At 74.0% G+C, this 16954-nt stretch carries 12 protein-coding genes; 6 read left to right on the forward strand and 6 right to left on the reverse strand.

Translation table 11 applies throughout. From position 1 onward, the window contains the following. Window positions 1-15: 15 nt before the first annotated feature. Both ABTZ03_RS00925 and ABTZ03_RS00930 read left to right on the forward strand, forming a co-directional pair. A complete protein-coding gene (locus tag ABTZ03_RS00925; protein ID WP_350510693.1) occupies window positions 16-1476 on the forward strand; it encodes a cytochrome P450 family protein in 1461 nt (486 codons plus the stop codon). Between the two features lie 92 nt (window positions 1477-1568). Beyond that, on the forward strand, window positions 1569-1805 hold the full coding sequence (locus ABTZ03_RS00930) for a hypothetical protein (protein WP_350510694.1): 237 nt from the start codon (window positions 1569-1571) through the stop codon (window positions 1803-1805). Between the two features lie 61 nt (window positions 1806-1866). Here the strand turns inward: ABTZ03_RS00930 and ABTZ03_RS00935 are convergent, their stop codons facing one another. After that, window positions 1867-2583: an SDR family NAD(P)-dependent oxidoreductase gene (locus ABTZ03_RS00935; protein WP_350510695.1), complete on the reverse strand. Its 717-nt coding sequence runs from the start codon at window positions 2581-2583 to the stop codon at window positions 1867-1869. 145 nt (window positions 2584-2728) lie between these two features. Here ABTZ03_RS00935 and ABTZ03_RS00940 point away from each other — a divergent pair, with 145 nt between their 5' ends. Beyond that, complete coding sequence (locus ABTZ03_RS00940) at window positions 2729-3733, forward strand: Lrp/AsnC family transcriptional regulator (protein WP_350510696.1); 1005 nt, start codon at window positions 2729-2731, stop codon at window positions 3731-3733. A gap of 69 nt (window positions 3734-3802) precedes the next feature. Here ABTZ03_RS00940 and ABTZ03_RS00945 read toward each other — a convergent pair whose 3' ends face one another. The 3 genes from ABTZ03_RS00945 to ABTZ03_RS00955 all read right to left on the reverse strand — a co-directional run bounded on the left by ABTZ03_RS00945 (window position 3803) and on the right by ABTZ03_RS00955 (window position 6861). After that, window positions 3803-4444 carry a DUF4360 domain-containing protein gene (locus ABTZ03_RS00945; RefSeq protein ID WP_350510697.1) on the reverse strand — a complete coding sequence of 214 codons (642 nt, stop codon included), beginning with the start codon at window positions 4442-4444 and terminating at the stop codon, window positions 3803-3805. Between the two features lie 141 nt (window positions 4445-4585). Continuing rightward, window positions 4586-5434: an SAM-dependent methyltransferase gene (locus ABTZ03_RS00950; RefSeq protein WP_350510698.1), complete on the reverse strand. Its 849-nt coding sequence runs from the start codon at window positions 5432-5434 to the stop codon at window positions 4586-4588. Window positions 5435-5496: 62 nt separating this feature from the next. Beyond that, the gene (locus ABTZ03_RS00955; protein WP_350510699.1) at window positions 5497-6861 is read right to left on the reverse strand and encodes an MFS transporter; all 1365 of its coding nucleotides are present in this window, start codon (window positions 6859-6861) and stop codon (window positions 5497-5499) included. A gap of 300 nt (window positions 6862-7161) precedes the next feature. Between ABTZ03_RS00955 and ABTZ03_RS00960 the strand changes: the two genes are divergently transcribed. From ABTZ03_RS00960 to ABTZ03_RS00970, 3 genes are all read left to right on the forward strand, one after another. Beyond that, a complete protein-coding gene (locus ABTZ03_RS00960) occupies window positions 7162-9495 on the forward strand; it encodes an ATP-binding protein (RefSeq protein ID WP_350510700.1) in 2334 nt (777 codons plus the stop codon). Between the two features lie 275 nt (window positions 9496-9770). Then, the gene (locus ABTZ03_RS00965) at window positions 9771-11687 is read left to right on the forward strand and encodes an MGDG synthase family glycosyltransferase (protein WP_350510701.1); all 1917 of its coding nucleotides are present in this window, start codon (window positions 9771-9773) and stop codon (window positions 11685-11687) included. Window positions 11688-11698: 11 nt separating this feature from the next. Next, window positions 11699-12433: a polysaccharide deacetylase family protein gene (locus ABTZ03_RS00970; RefSeq protein ID WP_350510702.1), complete on the forward strand. Its 735-nt coding sequence runs from the start codon at window positions 11699-11701 to the stop codon at window positions 12431-12433. Window positions 12434-12612: 179 nt separating this feature from the next. On the opposite strand, the gene ABTZ03_RS00975 is transcribed toward ABTZ03_RS00970, so the two are convergent. Then, complete coding sequence (locus ABTZ03_RS00975) at window positions 12613-13587, reverse strand: AraC family transcriptional regulator (RefSeq protein ID WP_350510875.1); 975 nt, start codon at window positions 13585-13587, stop codon at window positions 12613-12615. A gap of 90 nt (window positions 13588-13677) precedes the next feature. Then, window positions 13678-16776: a hypothetical protein gene (locus ABTZ03_RS00980; RefSeq protein ID WP_350510703.1), complete on the reverse strand. Its 3099-nt coding sequence runs from the start codon at window positions 16774-16776 to the stop codon at window positions 13678-13680. Window positions 16777-16954: the final 178 nt, after the last annotated feature.

Raw genomic sequence — 16954 nt, forward strand, 5'->3', positions numbered from 1 at the left:
GTGACCGGAGATCCTGTGACCACCCCGTTCCCCGACGACGCCGCGCCCGTCCCGCCGCCCGGCTGCCCCGCGCACGGGCGCGTGATCGAGCCGACCGGCCCCGGCGGGCTGCGCCGGCTGTACGGCCCGGAGGCCGAGGCCGACCCGGCGGGCCTGTACGAGAAGCTGCGCGCCGAACACGGCGACGTCGCCCCGGTGCTGCTGCACGGCGACCAGCGGGCCTGGCTGATCCTCGGCCACGCCGCCAACATCACCGCGATGCGCACCCCCTCGCTGTTCTCCCGCGACTCCCGGCTGTGGAGCGCCTTCCGCAACGACGAGGTGCCGGCCGACTCGCCGCTGCTGCCGGTGGTCGCCTGGCAGCCGATCTGCGTGTTCGCCGACGGCGAGGAGCACCGCCGGCTGCGCAACGCCGTGCTGGACGGCCTGAACGGCTTCGACCGGCGCGGCATCCGCCGGCACGTCCGCCGCTTCACCACCGACCTGGTCCAGGTGGTCGGGCCGACCGGCAAGGCCGAGCTGATCACCCAGTTCGCCGAGCACCTGCCGATGCTGGTGATGACCAAGCTGATCGGCATGCCGGACGAGTACGGCCCCCAACTCGTCGACGCCGCACGGGACCTGATGAAGGGCACCGAGACGGCGATCGCCAGCAACGAGTACGTGGTGACCAGCCTACGCCGGACCATCGCGATCAAGCACGACGTCCCCGGCGACGACCTGACCAGCCGGCTGCTCGCCCACCCGGCCAAGCTCACCGACGACGAGGTGATGGAGCACCTGCGGGTGGTGCTGCTGGCCGCCAACGAGTCGACCGTCAACCTGATCGCCGACTCGCTGAAGATGGTGCTCACCGACCCGCGCTTCCGCGCCCACCTGTCCGGCGGCCAGATGACCCTGGGCGAGGCACTGGACCAGGTGCTCTGGGACTCCCCGCCGATGTCCCTGGTGGCCGGGCGCTGGGCGACCGCCGACACCGAACTGGGCGGCCAGCAGATCCGGGCCGGGGACCTCCTGCTGCTCGGCCTCGCCGCCGGCAACGTCGACCCGGTGGTCCGGCCCGACCTGGCCACCCCGCTGTACGGCAACCGCTCCCATCTGTCCTTCGGGGCCGGGCCGCACGAGTGCCCCGGGCAGGACATCGGCCGGCACGTCGCCGAGGCCGGCATCGACATCCTGCTCACCCTGCTGCCGGACGTCCGACTGGCCGTCCCGGAGGAGGAGTTGACCTGGAGCTCGGCCTGGATCTCGCGCCATCTGACCGCGCTGCTGGTGGAGTTCACCCCGCAGGAGATCGAGCCGGACCCGGAGTCGGTCGCGGAGGCGGAGCGGGCGAAGGAGGAACGCGAGCTCGCCGTCCGGGCCCTGGAGGCCGCCCAGCGCGCGGCGGCGGCCCCCGAACCGGCCCCGACGGCCGCCCTCCCGGCGCAGCGGCGCAGCTGGTGGGACACCCTGACCGGGCTGTTCCGGCGTTGAAGTCCCGCTCCGGATCGGCGCGTTGACCGATCGTCTGCTCGCGGCCGGTCTACTTCGGGAACCGATCCAACCGAGCTCTCCGGAGGACCATCGTGATCAAGCGTGTCATCGTCGGCGCGGCCGCGGCCGCCCTGTTCGGCCTCGGCACCGGTGCGGCGTTCGCCGCCGACGGGCCGTCCGTCCCGTCGGCCCCTCCGGGTACGGGGGCTTCCGCGGACGGCTGGAAGGGCGACGCCAACGACGCCGCCGTCCGGCCGGCGCCGAGCGGCGGGGCGGCCCGTGCGCAGGCCGCCGCGTTCCCGTGGGAGGGGGACGTCTACGGGGCGTGACGACGCCCGGCCGCCCCGCCGGGTCCCCGTACCGGGCGGGGCGGCTCCCTCCGGCCGGCCGCTACCAGGGGACGGTCCGCCCGAAGCGGTCCAGGTACGCCAGGCCGGGTGTGCCCAGCCGGGAGAGCAGCACGTCCGCCAGCAGCGGGACGGTCTCCTCGATGGTGAACGGTGCGTCCGGGCCGCCCAGCGCGGTGCGGATCCAGCCGGGCGCCAGCAGCACGAAGGCGCGCCGCGTCCCGCTCTGCCGGGCCGCGAAGCTCCGCAGGAACATGTTCAGCGCCGCCTTGCTCCCCCGGTAGACCTCGCGGCCGCCGGTCGTGTTGTCGGTGAGGCTGCCCTGCCCGGAGGACATCGCCCCGATCAGCCCCGCCGGGGACACCAGGTCCTCCAGGGCTTCGATGACGCGCATCGGGCCGAGCGCGTTGGTGACCATCACCTCGATGAAGTCGGCCGTCGGGATCGCGCCGATCGGCGTCCGCTCGTGGCTGGTGGTGCCCGCGTTGACGAAGAGCAGGTCGAGCCGGCGGTGTGCCAGGCGTCGGTGCAGCGACGGCAGGCGGTCGGGCTCGTTCAGGTCGAGCTGTTCGATGGTCACCCGCCCGTCGGCCCGCTCGGCGAGCTCGTGCAGCGGTGTCCGGGCGGTGGTGTCGCGGACCGTGCCGACGACGTTCCAGCCCCGGCCGAGGAACTCCGCGGCCAGGGCGTGGCCGAGGCCGCGCGAGGCCCCGACGATTAGTGCGGTGGGTGGGTGCGGTGCGGTGCCGGTGGGGTCCATCGGGTGTCGTTCTCCGTTCTTCGGGCATCGTGCCCCGAGTGTTGCCCCGGGTCGCGCCGTGGGCGAGCGGTCGGCCCCGTTCTGTAGGATCGCCGCCGTGGGAAGGGTCCTGATGACGGAATCCGCTGGCTTGCACCCCGACGACGTGCGAATCATCCGCGCCCTGCAGATCGCGCCGAGGGCTTCGTTCGCCGCGATCGCGACCGCCCTGGGCCTGACCGAGGGGGCCGTCAACCGCCGCTACCGCCGGCTGCGCGCCGAGGGTGTGATCCGGGTGGTCGGCATGGTCGAGCCCGGCGCCCTGGGGCAGAGCCGGTGGCTGGTGCGGCTGCGCTGCCGCCCGGGCAGCGTCGCGGCGATCGCCGACGCGCTCGCCGAGCGGGAGGACGTCAACTGGGTGGCCCTGGGCGCGGCGGGCTGCGAGATCACCTGCGCGACCCAGTCCCGGAGCCGGGAGCAGCGCGAGGACCTGCTGGAGCGCCGGCTTCCCCGGACGGCCGCGGTGATCGACATCAACGCCTTCGCCGTCCTGCGCCAGTTCCTCGGGGGCCGCGGCCACTACTGGGCCGCGCTGCGCGGCACGCTGACCGAGGCGGAGGAAGCCGCGTTGGGGAGCGACGGGCGCCCCTTCACCGAGTCCCCGGTGGTCAGCCGCGAGCCGCTGCACCTCACGCCCGAGGACGAGAAGCTGTTCGCCGCGCTCGGCCGGGACGGTCGCGCCGGTCTGGTCGATCTCGCCGCGGCCGCCGGGCTCACTCCGGGCCGGGTCTCGCGCCGCCTCGACGCCCTGCTCCGGCAGCGCGCCCTCCGCCTCGACGTGGAGATCGCCGCGGCGGCCCTGGGCTATCACGCCCGCGCGAACCTCTGGCTGCGGGTGCATCCGTCGGCGGTGAAGAGCGTGGGCCGCGCCCTCGCGGAGGAACCGGGGATCGCCTTCGTCGCGGCCGTCTCCGGGCCCTGGAACCTGCACGCCGTCGCCCACTGCCGGGACCTCGACGAACTGTTCGAGTTCACCTCGGAGCGCGTCGGCTCGCTGGCCGGGCTGCAGGGCCTGGAGGTGTCCCCCGTGCTCCGGCACGTGAAGCAGGCCGGCACCCGGCTGGTCGACGACCGCCTCGTCGACCCCGTCCGCGCCCGCGCCCGGCGCTGAGGCGGGCCCGTCCCGGCCCCGGCGGCCGGGGCTCCGCCGGGGCCGGGACGGGCCCTGTCCGTGCGGGGGTCAGGGGCACTGCTTCCAGGCGAGGTGGTAGGTGGTGTTGATGCTCCCGTCGGTGGAGTCCATCGTCATGAAGCTGGTGGTGTGGGCCTGGTCCGAGCTGCCGCCGCTGACCCGCAGTTCGGTGTTGATGTTGAAGTTGCGCTCCTCCCCGCAGGGGGCGAAGACCAGGGCGGCGACGTCGACGGTGTCGGTCGCCTGCCAGTTGTCGTCGGTCGGGCCGTCGTAGTGGTGGCTCTGGTAGACGGTCCCCGGGTCGCCCTGGAAGTAGTAGTTGGCGCGCTCGGTGCCGCTGGCGCCGTTCTCCAGGTGGGCGAAGCCGCGGTAGTCGGCGGAGGCGATGGCGTAGGTGAAGCCCTGGGGGACGTGCACCCGCAGGTCGAGCTGACAGTTCTTCCGGAAGTCGGTCGGCTTCGAGCCCACGCCGACCTGGGCGAGGTAGCTGCTGTACGTGACGGTGAAGGCGGTGTTGTCGGGCGAGACGGCCACGGCGGCGGTCCCGGCCGGACAGCCGGAGCCGTTGACGGTCGCGACGTCGATGACGATCCGGTCCGGCGGGGTCGGCAGCGAGTCGCCGCCGAGGGTGGACGAGCCGACCAGTGCGGTGGTGACGGCGGCCGCGACGGCCACGGTGCGAACCAGCATGGGCTTGCCCTTCTGCAGGAGCGCGAGTTGACGTGGATATGTCAGCACACCGAGCGGACTGTGTACAAGAGGTGACTCATGGTCACTTTCCCCGGCGTGAAGGCCCGCCGACAGCGCTGCGCCCACGGCTCCGGCGGGGGGCTACGGCTTGCGCGCCAGCCCGCCGTACACCGACACCTGCGCCTCGGCCTGGGCCGTCGGCTCGCCGAGCTCCGGGTGCCACCGGTTGATCAGCACCACCCCCGGGTCGTCCAACTCCAGCCCGGCGAAGAACCGTTCGACCTCGGCGTGCGAGCGGGTATGCACCTCGATCCCGGCCTCCTGGTAGCGCTGGGCGCCGATCCTGGCCGCCTCGGGCGCGTTGTCCGCGGTGCCGGCGGTCAGCGCCAGGAAACTGCCCGGAGGCAGGGCGTCCAGCAGCTCGCGGACCGGCGGGTGCGCGGCCTCGTCGGAGAGGAAGTGCACGATGTTGATCAGCGTCAGCGCGACCGGCCGGGACAGGTCCAGGGTGGCGGCCAGCGCCGGGTCGGCGAGGAACTTCCCCGGGTCGCGCAGATCGCCCTCGACGTAGGCGGTGCGCCCCTCGGGGGTGCTGTTGAGCAGCGCGCGCGAATGGGCCAGCACGATCGGGTCGTTGTCGACGTAGACCACCCGGCAGGCCGGGTCGACCGCCTGGACGATCTCGTGCAGGTTCGGGGCGGTGGGGATGCCGGTGCCGACGTCCAGGAACTGGCGGATGCCGTGCCGGCCGGCCAGCCGGCGGACCATCCGGTGCATCACGGCCCGGGCGGCCGCGGCGCCGTCGCGGGCGGCGGGCAGGTCGGCGAGCACCCGGTCGCCGACCTCGCGGTCGGCCGGGAAGTTGGTCTTGCCGCCGAGCAGGTAGTCGTAGACCCGCGCGGAGTGCGCGCGGTCGGTCCGCAGATCGACCTGCGGCGGCTCCTCGAAGTCCGCCTCGAACAGCCAGCTGTCCGGTCCGGTGCCGTCCACGTGTCGCCCCTCCCCGTACCGCCTTTGGTCCGGACCACTCAACCACACCATATGACTGTTCGTCAGGCGGATCCCGGTGTCCGCTGAATCCCGGGTTCCGCCTCCCGGACGGCGGCCACGAAGGAGGGCGCCCGCATCGCCGTCAGCAGGCCCACCGCCGGCCCCGCCGTGCAGAGCGTGACGTAGAACGGGATCAGCCCCAGGCCGTTGTGGTCGCCCAGCCACTCGGCCAGCAGCGGGAAGGTGCCGCCGAACGCCGCGATGGTGGCCGCGTTGACCACCCCGAGGCCCACCGCCCGCACCTCGGTCGGGAACAGCAGTCCGGTGAAGACGTTGAGCGTGCCCAGCACCGTCGCCACCATCATCCCCAGCAGCACGGCCACCAGTTGGAACGGCAGCCAGCCCCCGCGCAGCCCGACCAGCAGGAACCCGACCAGCGGGATCGGCAGCCCGAAGCCGATCCGGGCCACCGGCAGCAGGCCGAAGCGGTCCGCGGCCGCGCCGGTGAGCAGCATGGTGACCAGCACCACGGCGAGCACGATCGTCATGAAGGAGGACGCCCGCTCCTTGTCGATGACGTGGTAGGCGGCGGCGTACTGCGGCAGGTAGGTCAGCGCGAAGTAGTAACCGACCGTGCCGCCCAGGGTGTTGAGGAAGACGGTGAGCACCGCCCAGCGGTGCTCGCGCAGCGTGCGCAGGAACGGCGGGCGCCCGCCCGGCCGCATCCCGGCCCGGGCCCGGTGGAACTCCTCGCTCTCCGGCGCGGCCCGCCGCACCCAGACCGCGCCCAGCCCGAGCAGCGCCGCCACCAGGAAGCCCCAGCGCCACCCGCCGTTCTCCAGGCCGGACTTGCCGAGGGTGTGGATCAGCGTGGTGAGCACCCCGAAGGAGAGCAGCGAGCCGAGGATGATCCCGCCGTAGGAGACCGAGCTGAACGCGAAGCGGTGCCGCGGCGGCGCCGTCTCGGTCACGTACGCGGCCACGCTCGGCGCCTCCCCGCCGAAGGCCAGCCCCTGCACCACCCGCACCAGCACGGCCAGCACCGCCGCCCAGACGCCGATCGAGCGCTGCCCCGGCAGCGCGGCGAGGCCCAGGCTCGCGACGGCGATCACGGCCATCCCGAGGCTGAGCGCGAAGCGGCGTCCCCGGGTGTCGCTGAGCCGGCCGATCAGGTAGGAGCCGACCGGGCGGGCCACGAAGCCGACCGCGAAGGTGGCGTAGGCGGCGAGCACGCCGCTGACCCCGCCCTTGCCGTGGCCGAACAGGTCGGCGGCGAAGTAGGGCGCGAGCACGGCGTAGATGTTCCAGTCGAAGGACTCGACCACCGACCCCACCGTCGCCGCCGCCAACTCCCGTCGCCGGCCCCCCTCGTACGGCCCGGAGCGAGCCCCGGTGCGGGCGGGGGCGGGCTCGATGTGATCTGTCATGGCCTCAGCATGACACCGTTCGACCAGCGGCGGAATCGGTTTCGCCACCCCGGGACGCCGCCCCGGCAGGTGGCCGCGGACGGGCCCCGCCGGGCCGGGGCGGACGAGCCGCGGCACCCCCGTAGCCGCGCCTCGCCGCCGGTCCGTCGGTCGTTCATCCTCGCGGCGCCACGGTGATGATGACCATGACGTTGACCCGACGTTGACCTGACACTTGGGCCGCGTGGCGCTACGCTCATCCGCGATCCGGGTCGGACGGGCGGGGCGACGGCACGGTTCCCAGGGATCCGGGGAGAACGGGTGGGACCTGCTGCATTCGCCGCGCTGCTGCGGGAGTGCCGACTGGCCGCGGGGTGGAGCCAGGACGAACTGGCCGACCGCTCGGGGGTGTCGGCCCGGTCCATCAGCGCGTTGGAGAAGGGCGGGCGCCGACCGCGGATGTCCTCCGTGCTCCGGCTCGCCGAGGCACTCGGCGTCGATCCGGACACCCGCACCCGCTGGCTGACCGCCGCCCGGGAACCGGAGCTCCAGCCCGGCGAGGCGACGGACGGCCCGACGGCGGCCCCCGGCGGCGCCCCCGCCCGCCCGGCCGGCCCGCCCCGGACCTCCGCACCGCCCAAGCAACTCCCCCTGGCCATCCGGCACTTCACCGGGCGCACCCGGGAGCTGCGGGCCCTGGCGGAGCTGCTGCCCGACGGCGCCCCCGGCTGCGGCGCCGTGGTCATCTCGGCGATCGCCGGGACCGCGGGCGTCGGCAAGACCACCCTGGCCGTGCACTTCGCCCACCGGGTCGCCGAGCACTTCCCCGACGGGCAGCTCTTCGCCGACCTGCGCGGCTTCGACCCGGCCCGGGCCCCGGTGGCCGCCGCCGACGTGGCCCGCGCCTTCCTGGACGCGCTGGGCGTCCCCGCGCTACGGGTGCCCGCCGACCCGGACGGCCAACTGGCCCTGCTGCGCAGCCGGTTGGCGGGAACCCGGACGCTGATCGTGCTCGACAACGTCCGGGAGGCGGAGCAGGTCCGCCCGCTGCTGCCGGGTTCGGACAGCTGCCTCGTCCTGGTCACCAGCCGGAACCGGCTGCCCGCGCTGATCGCCCTGGACGGCGCCGTCCCGCTGCCGCTGGACGTGCTCTCCCCGGCCGAGGCGCGCGAACTGTTCGCCCGTCGCCTCGGCGCCGACCTGGTCGCCGCCCAGCAGGACGCGGCCGACGAGTTGATCGAACTCTGCGCCCGGCTGCCGCTCGCCCTGAACATCGCCGCCGCCCGGGCCGCCGACCGGCCCTGCACCCCGCTCGCCGTCTGGGCGGCCGAACTGCGCGACTCCGGGGTCCGGCTGGACCTGCTGTCGGCCGGGGACAGCCACGCCGACGTCCGGGTGGTCCTCTCCTGGTCCTACCGCGCGCTGGCCCCGCAGGCCGCCCGGCTGTTCCGGCTGCTCGGCCTGCACCCGGGCCCGCACCTCAGCGCGGCGGCGGCCGCGAGCCTCGCCGGCCTGCCGCTCGCCAAGACCCGCGCCCTGCTGGAGGACCTGCACCGCGCCCACCTGATCACCTCTCCGGAGCACGGCCGCTACACCTTCCACGACCTGCTGCGCGCCTACGCCGCCGAGCAGGCGGCCGCCCTCGAACCCCGGCCGGAGCAGGACGCGGCCACGCTGCGGATGCTCGACCACTACCTGCACACCGCGCACCGGGCGGCCTGCCTGGCCTACGCCGACGACGTCTCCTGGCAGTCCTTCGACCTGGCGCCGCCCACCGCCGGGGCGGCCCCCGAGGAGCTCGCCGACCGGCAGCGGGCGCTCGCCTGGTACCGGGAGGAGCAGCCGGTGCTGGAGCGGGTCGTCGACGCCGCACTCCGGGCGGAGGCCGACGTGCACGCCTGGCAGCTGGTCGGCGCGCAGGTGCCGTACCTGCTCAAGTCCGGGCTGTGGCAGCAGTGGGAGCGGGCGAGCGGGACGGCGCTGGCCGCCGCCGAACGCCTCGGGGACCTCGGCCGGCAGGCCCACGCCCACCGCTGGCTCGGCCAGGTGCACCGCTCCCAGGACCGCCAGCCGCTGGCCCAGCGCGAACTGCGGCTGGCCCTGGAGCTGTTCGAGGCGCTCGGCGACCGACCGCGGGAGGGCCGGACCCGGCTCGACCTGGCCATCGCGCACGGCGAGGTGCGCGCCGACGCCGAGGCGGTGGCCGAGTCCCGTCGGGCACTGGAGCTGTTCCGGGCCCTCGGCGACCCCTCCGGGCAGGCGCTCGCGCTCAACAGCATCGGCTGGTACCTGGCGCAGCAGGGCGAGTTGCGGGAGGCGCTGCCGCAGTGCCGGCTCGCCCTCGACCTGGCCCGGGAGGCCGGCAACCTACCCGGCCAGTCGTCGATCTGGGACAGCATCGGGTTCATCCACCACCACCTCGGCGAGTACCGGGAGGCGCTCCCCGCGTACCGGGAGTCGCTGCGGCTGCGGCGGGCGATCGGCGACTACTTCCTTCAGGCCGACATCCACACCCACCTCGGTGACACCCACCTCGCCCTCGGCGACCCGGAGGCCGCCCGGGCCGACTGGGTACGCGGCCTCGCCATCCTGGAGGACCTCCAGCACCGGGACGCCGACGCCGTCCGGGTGCGCCTCGCGCGACTGGAGGACTGATCGACCGCGGGTCGAAGGGTGCTCGAACAATGATCGACAGGTGCTCGGCACGTGGTCGACAGGTGATCGACGCCCGGTCGAACGTTCGGCCGCAGGTCGAGTGATCGGACGCGGGTCGTCGCAGGTCGCCCCAGGGGCGCCGCGGCTCCTCGCAGGTCGTCTAAGCGGAATTACCAAGCATCTTTCAACTTAAGCCGATCTTCAGCAAGGCCCTGCCATTCTGACCTTGCCGCCCGGGGACCACCCGGGCCCCGCCGAGGATCGGAACCAGTGCCGTGACCGAGCTCATCGATCCCGCACCACGGAGCACGGCACCGCCGTGCCCGCCCGGACCCGCCGCCGGGCGGGTCGTCATCGTCTCCGCGAGCGTGGGCGCCGGACACGACGGAGCCGCGGCCCAACTCGCGCTGCGCCTCAGCGGTTTGGGATTCGAGGTGGACCGCCACGACTTCCTGGACCTGGTCCCCGCCGGGCTCGGCCAGCTGGTCTCGCGCAGCTACCGGCTGCTGCTGACCGTCGCCCCCGCCGCCTACCAGCGGATCTACTCCAGCACCGAGCACGCCGGACGTCCCGGCGTCTTCATCCGACTGCTCCAACGCAGCAGCCACCGGCGGCTGTTGCGCGCGCTCCCGGCCGACACCCGGGCGGTGGTGGCCACCTATCCGCTCGCCGGACAGGTCCTCGGCCGGCTGCGCCGGCTGGGGCGTCTCGCCACGCCCGCCGCGGTCTACCTGACCGACTTCTCCGTCCACCCGCTCTGGGTGGCCCCCGGCGCCGACCTGCACCTGGCCGCCCACCCGGTCCCGGCCGAACAGGCCCGCGGGCTCGGCGCCGAGCGGGTGGAGGTGACCGGCCCGGTGGTCGACCCGCGGTGCACCCCGGTCACCGCGGACCGGCGCCGGGCGGCCCGGGCCCGGTTCGGCCTGCCGCCGGACGTGCCGCTGGCACTGCTGGTGGCCGGCTCCTGGGGAGTCGGCGAGGTGGCGACGGTGGCCGCCGAGGTGCGGGCCACCGGGGCGGCCGTACCGGTCGTGGTGTGCGGGCGGAACCGGGCGCTGGCGGAGCGGTTGCGGGCGGAGGGCGTCGAGCACGCCTTCGGCTGGGTCGACGACATGCCCGGGCTGATGCACGCCTGCGACGTCCTGGTGCAGAACGCCGGCGGGCTGACCTCGCTGGAGGCCTTCGCCTGCGGCCTGCCCGCCGTCAGCTACCGCTGCATACCCGGGCACGGCCTGACCAACGCCGCCGCCCTCGACGAGGCCGGGCTCGCCCCCTGGATCCGGGACCCGGCCGAACTCGGGGCCGTGCTCGCCGCCATGGTCGACGGCCCCGCCGGACGCCGTCACCGGGCGGCCGGACTGGCGCTGCACCGCGACGCGGCCGGCCCGGCGAACGCCATCGCGGCCGTCGCGACCCCGGCCGCCGACGCCCCGCGGCCGCTCATCCCGACCCAACGACGCCACCCCGCCGAGGAGGACCGGACACCGGCCGCCCCGGCGCCGCACCACCCGGTCGGCCACCCCGCCCGTCGCCCGGTCCGCCGCCCCGTCCGCCGCCCGGTCCGAAGACTCGGCATCGCCGCCGCGGCGCTGACCGCGACCGCCTGGCTGACCACCGGCGGCACCCAACTCGCCGTCGCCTACGGCGGACTGGACGCCGTCGACGCCAGCCGCACCGACCGGACGTACCTCGTGGTGCACCCGCCGAACGGCGAACGCCTGGACGACGCCACCCTGCGCATCCTGCGGGCCGCCAAGGCCGCCGTCTCGATCGACGCGGCCCAGGCCGGCGCCGACCCGGGTGAGGTCCGCCGCCTCGCGGCCGCCGGCCTCACCCTGGTCAACGCCGGTTACGGCCCGCCGTACGGGACCGGACTGGTCACCCGCCGGGGCTCCCTGGACGCCGGGGCCGCCGCCCTGCGCACGGCCACCGGCTCGACCCCCGGGTACTACCTCTCCAGCCGCGACGTGGACGCCCTCGACCTCGGCCTGGCCGCCTACCACCACGAGCACCTGGTGGTCCCCGACGCCCGGATCAACTGCGCCGCCGCCACCGCTCCGCAGGTCAAGCCCGGCCAGGTCGTCCTGGTCGAGTGCGGCAGCGCCCGCGCCGCCGACCTCACCGCCGCCCTGCGCGGCCTGCTCGCCCCCCGCCCGCTGCCGCGCCTCGGCGCGCTCACCACCCTGTCCTGAGGCCACCTGCCATGAAGCCCCGCACCCTGCTGAACGTCGGCGCCGCCGCCGCGGCCGCCGTCACCGCCGCCCACGCCGCCCCCGTGCTGTCCACCTACGGGCCGCTGCGCAACCGCCTGCTGCCCCGCCTCGCCGGGACCGGCCGCCCGGACCACGTCGCCCTCACCTTCGACGACGGCCCGGACCCGTTCTCCACGCCGAACTTCCTCGCCCTGCTCGACGCGCACGACGTGCGCGCCACCTTCTTCCTGCTCGGCTCGATGGCCGCCAGGTCCCCCGCCCTGGTCCGGGAGATCGCCGACGCCGGGCACGAGATCGCCGTCCACGGCTGGGCGCACCGCCCGCTGCTGCTGCGCGGCCCCCGCGCCACCCACCAGGACCTGCGCCGCGCCCGCGACACCGTCGGCGACCTGACCGGCACCGCACCCCGCTGGTTCCGGCCCCCGTACGGCGTGATGAGCACCGCCGCCCACCTGTCCGCCCGCCGGCTCGGCCTCACCCCGGTGCTGTGGACCAGCTGGGGCGAGGACTGGACCAGCCGCGCCACCCCCGACTCGGTCCACCGCACCGTCACCGCCGACCTGTACGGCGGCGGCACCGTGCTGCTGCACGACTCCGACTGCACGTCCTTCCCCGCCGCCTGGCGGTCCGCCCTCGGCGCCCTCCCCCACCTCCTCGACCACTGCGCCGCCCACGGCTGGCAGGTCGGGCCGCTCCGCGACCACGGCGTGGCAGAACGCTCCTGAGCGTTCCGGTCGCGAACAGGCGACTACACGTGAGCGGGACGAGGCATCCGGTGCGATCCGGCTGCCCCGCCCCGGGTGCCCGTCCGCGCGCACCGGGCAGGGGCGTGGCGCAGGGTCGGGCGGCTCCCCCGTGGCCGCCCGTGGCACCGCCAAGTGTGGCGGCGGTGCGGCGGGTGGGACTATCCGGTTCCGGTGCTTCCGGCGGCGCTTTGTGGACGGCCGCGGTCCAGGACCTCGGACGGCAGCCGCCCGTAGGCCTCCCGGTACTCCTGGGAGAAGCGGCCGAGGTGGCCGAAGCCCCAGCGCAGTGCCACCTGGGTGACGGTCGTGGCGTCCCCGCTGCCGGCGGCGGCGAGCAGGTCGTGGTGGGCGAGGTCCAGCCGGACCCGGCGCAGGTGGGCGAGGGGCGTGGTGCCCAGGTGGGTACGGAAGCCCCGGCGCAGGCTGGGCAGGCTGACCCGGGCGGCCCGGGCGAGGTCCGCGACCGAGATCGGCTCGTGGGCGTGCTCGGCGCAGAAGGTGACGGCACGGCGTACCGCGGCCGGGGCGGCGACCAGGGCCGGGACGCGGCCCAGGCTGTGCTGCTGGATGTCCAGCAGGCCGTGCAGCAGCAGCTGTTCGTGGTGCTGCCGGGCGAGCGGCGAGCGGGCGAACAGCTCACCGCCGACGGTGCGCGCGTAGCAGCGGGCGAGCTCCAGCCACTCGGCCACGGCGGCGCGGTCCCCGTCCAGGGCCGGGTCGAAGCGGACGGCCTCGCGGCCGGGTTCGCCCCGGCGGACGGTCACCGCCCGGTCGACCGCCTGGCGGGTGATCAGCAGGACCTGGTTCACGCTGGCCCGGTCCCAGGACATCGCGAGGCGCTGGCCGGGCCCGGCGATGCTGAACGGCGTGGCCAGCGGACGGCCGTCCACCGTGACCACGCCCGATCCGGTGAGCGGGATCTGCAGGCTGTAGAAGTCGGCCAGTTCGCCGGGGACGACGTCGACGTCCGCGCCGTAGCCCAGCTCGTACACGGACACCTCTCCGCGCCAGCGCCGCACGAACCGGCCGCCGTCGCCGGGTCCGGGGGCCTCGCGCACCCGCAGCCTGTGCGGGGCGAACTCGGCGGACACCGCGTCGTGCAGGTCCCGTACCTCGCCGCCGCTGAACAGCACCGTCGACAACGCTCTCCCTCCCGGGCCGCTGCGGGGGGCAGCGGCCCGGGATCAAGTATCGGCGGTCGGGTGTGCGGGGTGCGGGGGTGGTCAGGCCTTCGCCGCGTCCCCGCCGTCGGACTTGCTCTCCGGCTTGGTGTCCGGCTTGGCCTCGGACTTGGTCTCCGACTTGCCGTCCTTCTCGTCCTTCTTGCCCTGGTTCAGCAGGCCGCCGAGGGCGCTGAGGTTGCTGCCGCCGCCGGCCACCGCCGGTGCCGCCTTCTCGGCGGCGTCGACGGCGAGCTTGGCCATCTTCTGCAGGTGTTCGGTGGCGGTCTTCAAGGCCTCCTGGGCACGTGCGCCGGCGTCCTTGTCGTTGCCGGCGGCGGCTTCGATGCCCTTGGTGAGCACCTGGCTCATGTTGTTGAGGCCGCTCATGTCCCGGAACAGGTTGGCGGTGGTGAGGGCCTGCACCGTCTGCAGGCCGACCGGGTCGGGCATCGCCGCCACCGGGGTGAACCTCGCCTGGGTGGCGCCCAGGGCGGCCACCGTGGTGTCGAGGTTCTGCGCGCGCGAGGCGGTGGACACCGGCGCGATGTCGGCCGGGGTGATCTGGATCGGCGAGTCCTTCCAGTTCCAGAACCGGGTGAGGTCGATCTTCTCGGCCGAGTTGGACCGGCCGAGCACGGCCTCGGCGAAGACGCCCTTGGTGGCGATGGCAATGGTGTTGGTCACCGCCGCGCCGAAGGTGGCGTCGCCCGCCTGGCGGGTCTTCGTCCACTCCTGGCGTTCCTGCTCGCTGGCGAAGTTCCACCGGAAGCCGAGGTAGTTGCCGGTGGCGGCGATCGGCTTCGGGTCCAGCAGCGTGCCGAGCAGCACCGGAGCCGCGTTCGAACCCGCCGGGGTGTACGAGTAGTTGGCGAGGATGCGGCTGAGCGTCAGCTCGTCCGCGTTGGCCCAGACGGCCTGGCTGTAGTGGCGGCGGTTGTCGTTCAGGTGGTCCAGGACCGCCTGCGACACGTTCCCGCCGCGCACGTAGAAGCCGATCGACGAGACGTAGGTGCGGTTGTCGGCCTTCACCGTCGCACCGAACAGCCCGCAGATGGCCGCGCCGCCGGCGTCCTCGCTCTGGTCGGGCGCGACGGTGGTGGTCCCGGCGATCCCGAAGTTGACCACGCCCGAGGTCATGGTCAGGCGCAGCCCGGCGAGGCTGCCGCGCGCGCCGGTGCCGGACCACGCGTCGAAGGAGATCAGCTTGTCGGCGCCGGGGAACGAGTAGGAGGCGCGCTGCAGCACGCCGGCGCCACCGGTGTCGCCGCAGCGGAAGACCTGGCCCTGGAAGACCATCTGGAGGCTGCGGATCCCGACCTCGTCGTACCAGACGTCGATCTTGGTGGCGTAGGGGGAGTCGGGCTTCGGCGGGACGTCGAAGGGTATCGGCGCCTCCCGTGCCGCGGTGAGGAATCGGGAGAGGGCCCCGTTGCTGCGAATCAGCCAGAGATCCCCGCTGACGGACGAGGTGGCCTTCGCCGACCCGGAGATCAGTGCGCTCGCGAAGTTCCTGAAGCTGGGAACGCTGAAGTTCACCGTACCGGCGTCCAGGAGAATGATCTTGCCGTCGTTGGTGGTGCCGAAGAGCACGCCGTCCGCTGCGGCGGACAGCCGCTGCGCGTTCGTCAGTGACGGATTCCGCTCCACCCAGGTGGTACCGGTGCGTGCGTAGGCCCGCCCCTGGCGGATGTACCAGAGCTTGTCCTTGCCGACGACGGCCACCTCGTCGGCCGCGATGTTCAGGCTCTGCCACGTGCCGTTCACCGAGCGCTGCCAGAGCATGTTGTCCGTGGCGGAGACGACGTAGAGCACCTCGTCCGTGCCGCAGGCGAGGCTCAGCCCCGCCGGGGCCTGCGGTTCGGTCCGCCAGGTCGTCCCGTCGAACTGCACGACCGTGTTGTCCGACTTGAGCGCCCAGACGGTGCTCCGGCCCGGTGCGATGCGGAGCAGGCTGCCGTCCAGTCCGGTGGTGGGCAGCAGGTTCCACTGCCGGCCCGCCGGATCGAACCGGACCGGGCTGTTGTCGCCCTTGCGCACCCCGTACACGCCCATGGGCGACGCGGTGAGGTCGACCAGGTCGACCCCCTCGAAGTCCTGGGTAGGCGGCGCCTCCGTCGCCGTACAGGCGTCCAGCTTGCGCACGGCGGTGTCGAACGGGTTCGCCGCCCGGATCTTCGCCGCCCAGTCGGCCGGCGCCACCGAGGCGAGCACCTCCTTGTACCGCTGCAGGCTGGCGTAGTTGAAGTTGAGCTCCTGCAGCGGGATGAACAGACAGCGCTCCAGCTTGGTCGGCTTGGTCGTCACGTTGTAGACCTGCACGACCTCGTAGTACTGCACCGACATCGCGTGCATGTGGTTGTAGTTGGTGACGACCCGGGTGAGGACCTGGTCCTTCTCCGACTGCGTCGTCTCGCGCACCACCGTCATGTTCCGGCTGCGGGCCGCGGTCGCCAGCTGCTGGGTCCGCGCGCTGATGCGCTGGGTCGCCTCCTCCGCGACCGTCTTCACACCGGTCGAGCGGGACACCGCGGTCGCGAAGGCCGAGTTCGACGACTCGCTCCAGTTGCCGCCGACGCCGAAGCCGAAGAACGCGATCCCGGCGCTGCCGCCGGAGCTCGACGACCTGCTCTGCTGGTTCAGCTGGGAGCTGCCGTACTGCTCCTCGCGGGCGATCGCGTTCGCGACCTCGCTGATCGACCGGCTCTGGTCGGTGCTGCTGGAGAGCGTGTCGGCCTCGGCGGTCGTCTCGGTGCCGGTGGCCTTGGTGCTGCGCTGCCAGTCGACGACCGCGACCTTGGTGCTCTCGCCGGGTGCGAGCGCGAGGCTGTGCAGCAGCCGGCCGAGCGTGACGCCCTGGGCCGACCAGCTCTGCTCGGTCGTGACGATCATCCCCTCGGCGGGGCGGTCGTAGAACGGCAGGTTCTCCTCACCGAGGTCGATGGCGCCGGTCAGCTTGCGGGTCGGCTTGGCACCGGGGATGTCGGTGAGCACCACCGAGCGGTACCGGACGATCTCCACCGGGTAGTTGCCGGTGGTCGGAAGCAGGTCCTTCGGCGTCGCGCCGTCGAGCATCGCCCGGTCCACTTCGAACGTGGGCGTCGTACTCGCCGGCGGCGTCGCCGGCGTGGTGGCGGGTGTTCCGGTGCTCGGGGTGGTCATCACGAATCCCGTTCTGCGGAGAAGGTCAGGGAGAGGCCGATGCGGCCGCCGGGCGGTGGAACGCCCGGCCCGAAAGTGAATGCTGCCTTCCGGATCGCTCGAAACTACACAGCCCGATCACGGCGGTGGCACAACTTGGGGAACTTGGCCAGAATCTGTGCTCGTCCCAGCAGGCAGA

The sequence above is a fragment of the Kitasatospora sp. NPDC096077 genome (assembly GCF_040303245.1).
Classification (GTDB): domain Bacteria; phylum Actinomycetota; class Actinomycetes; order Streptomycetales; family Streptomycetaceae; genus Kitasatospora.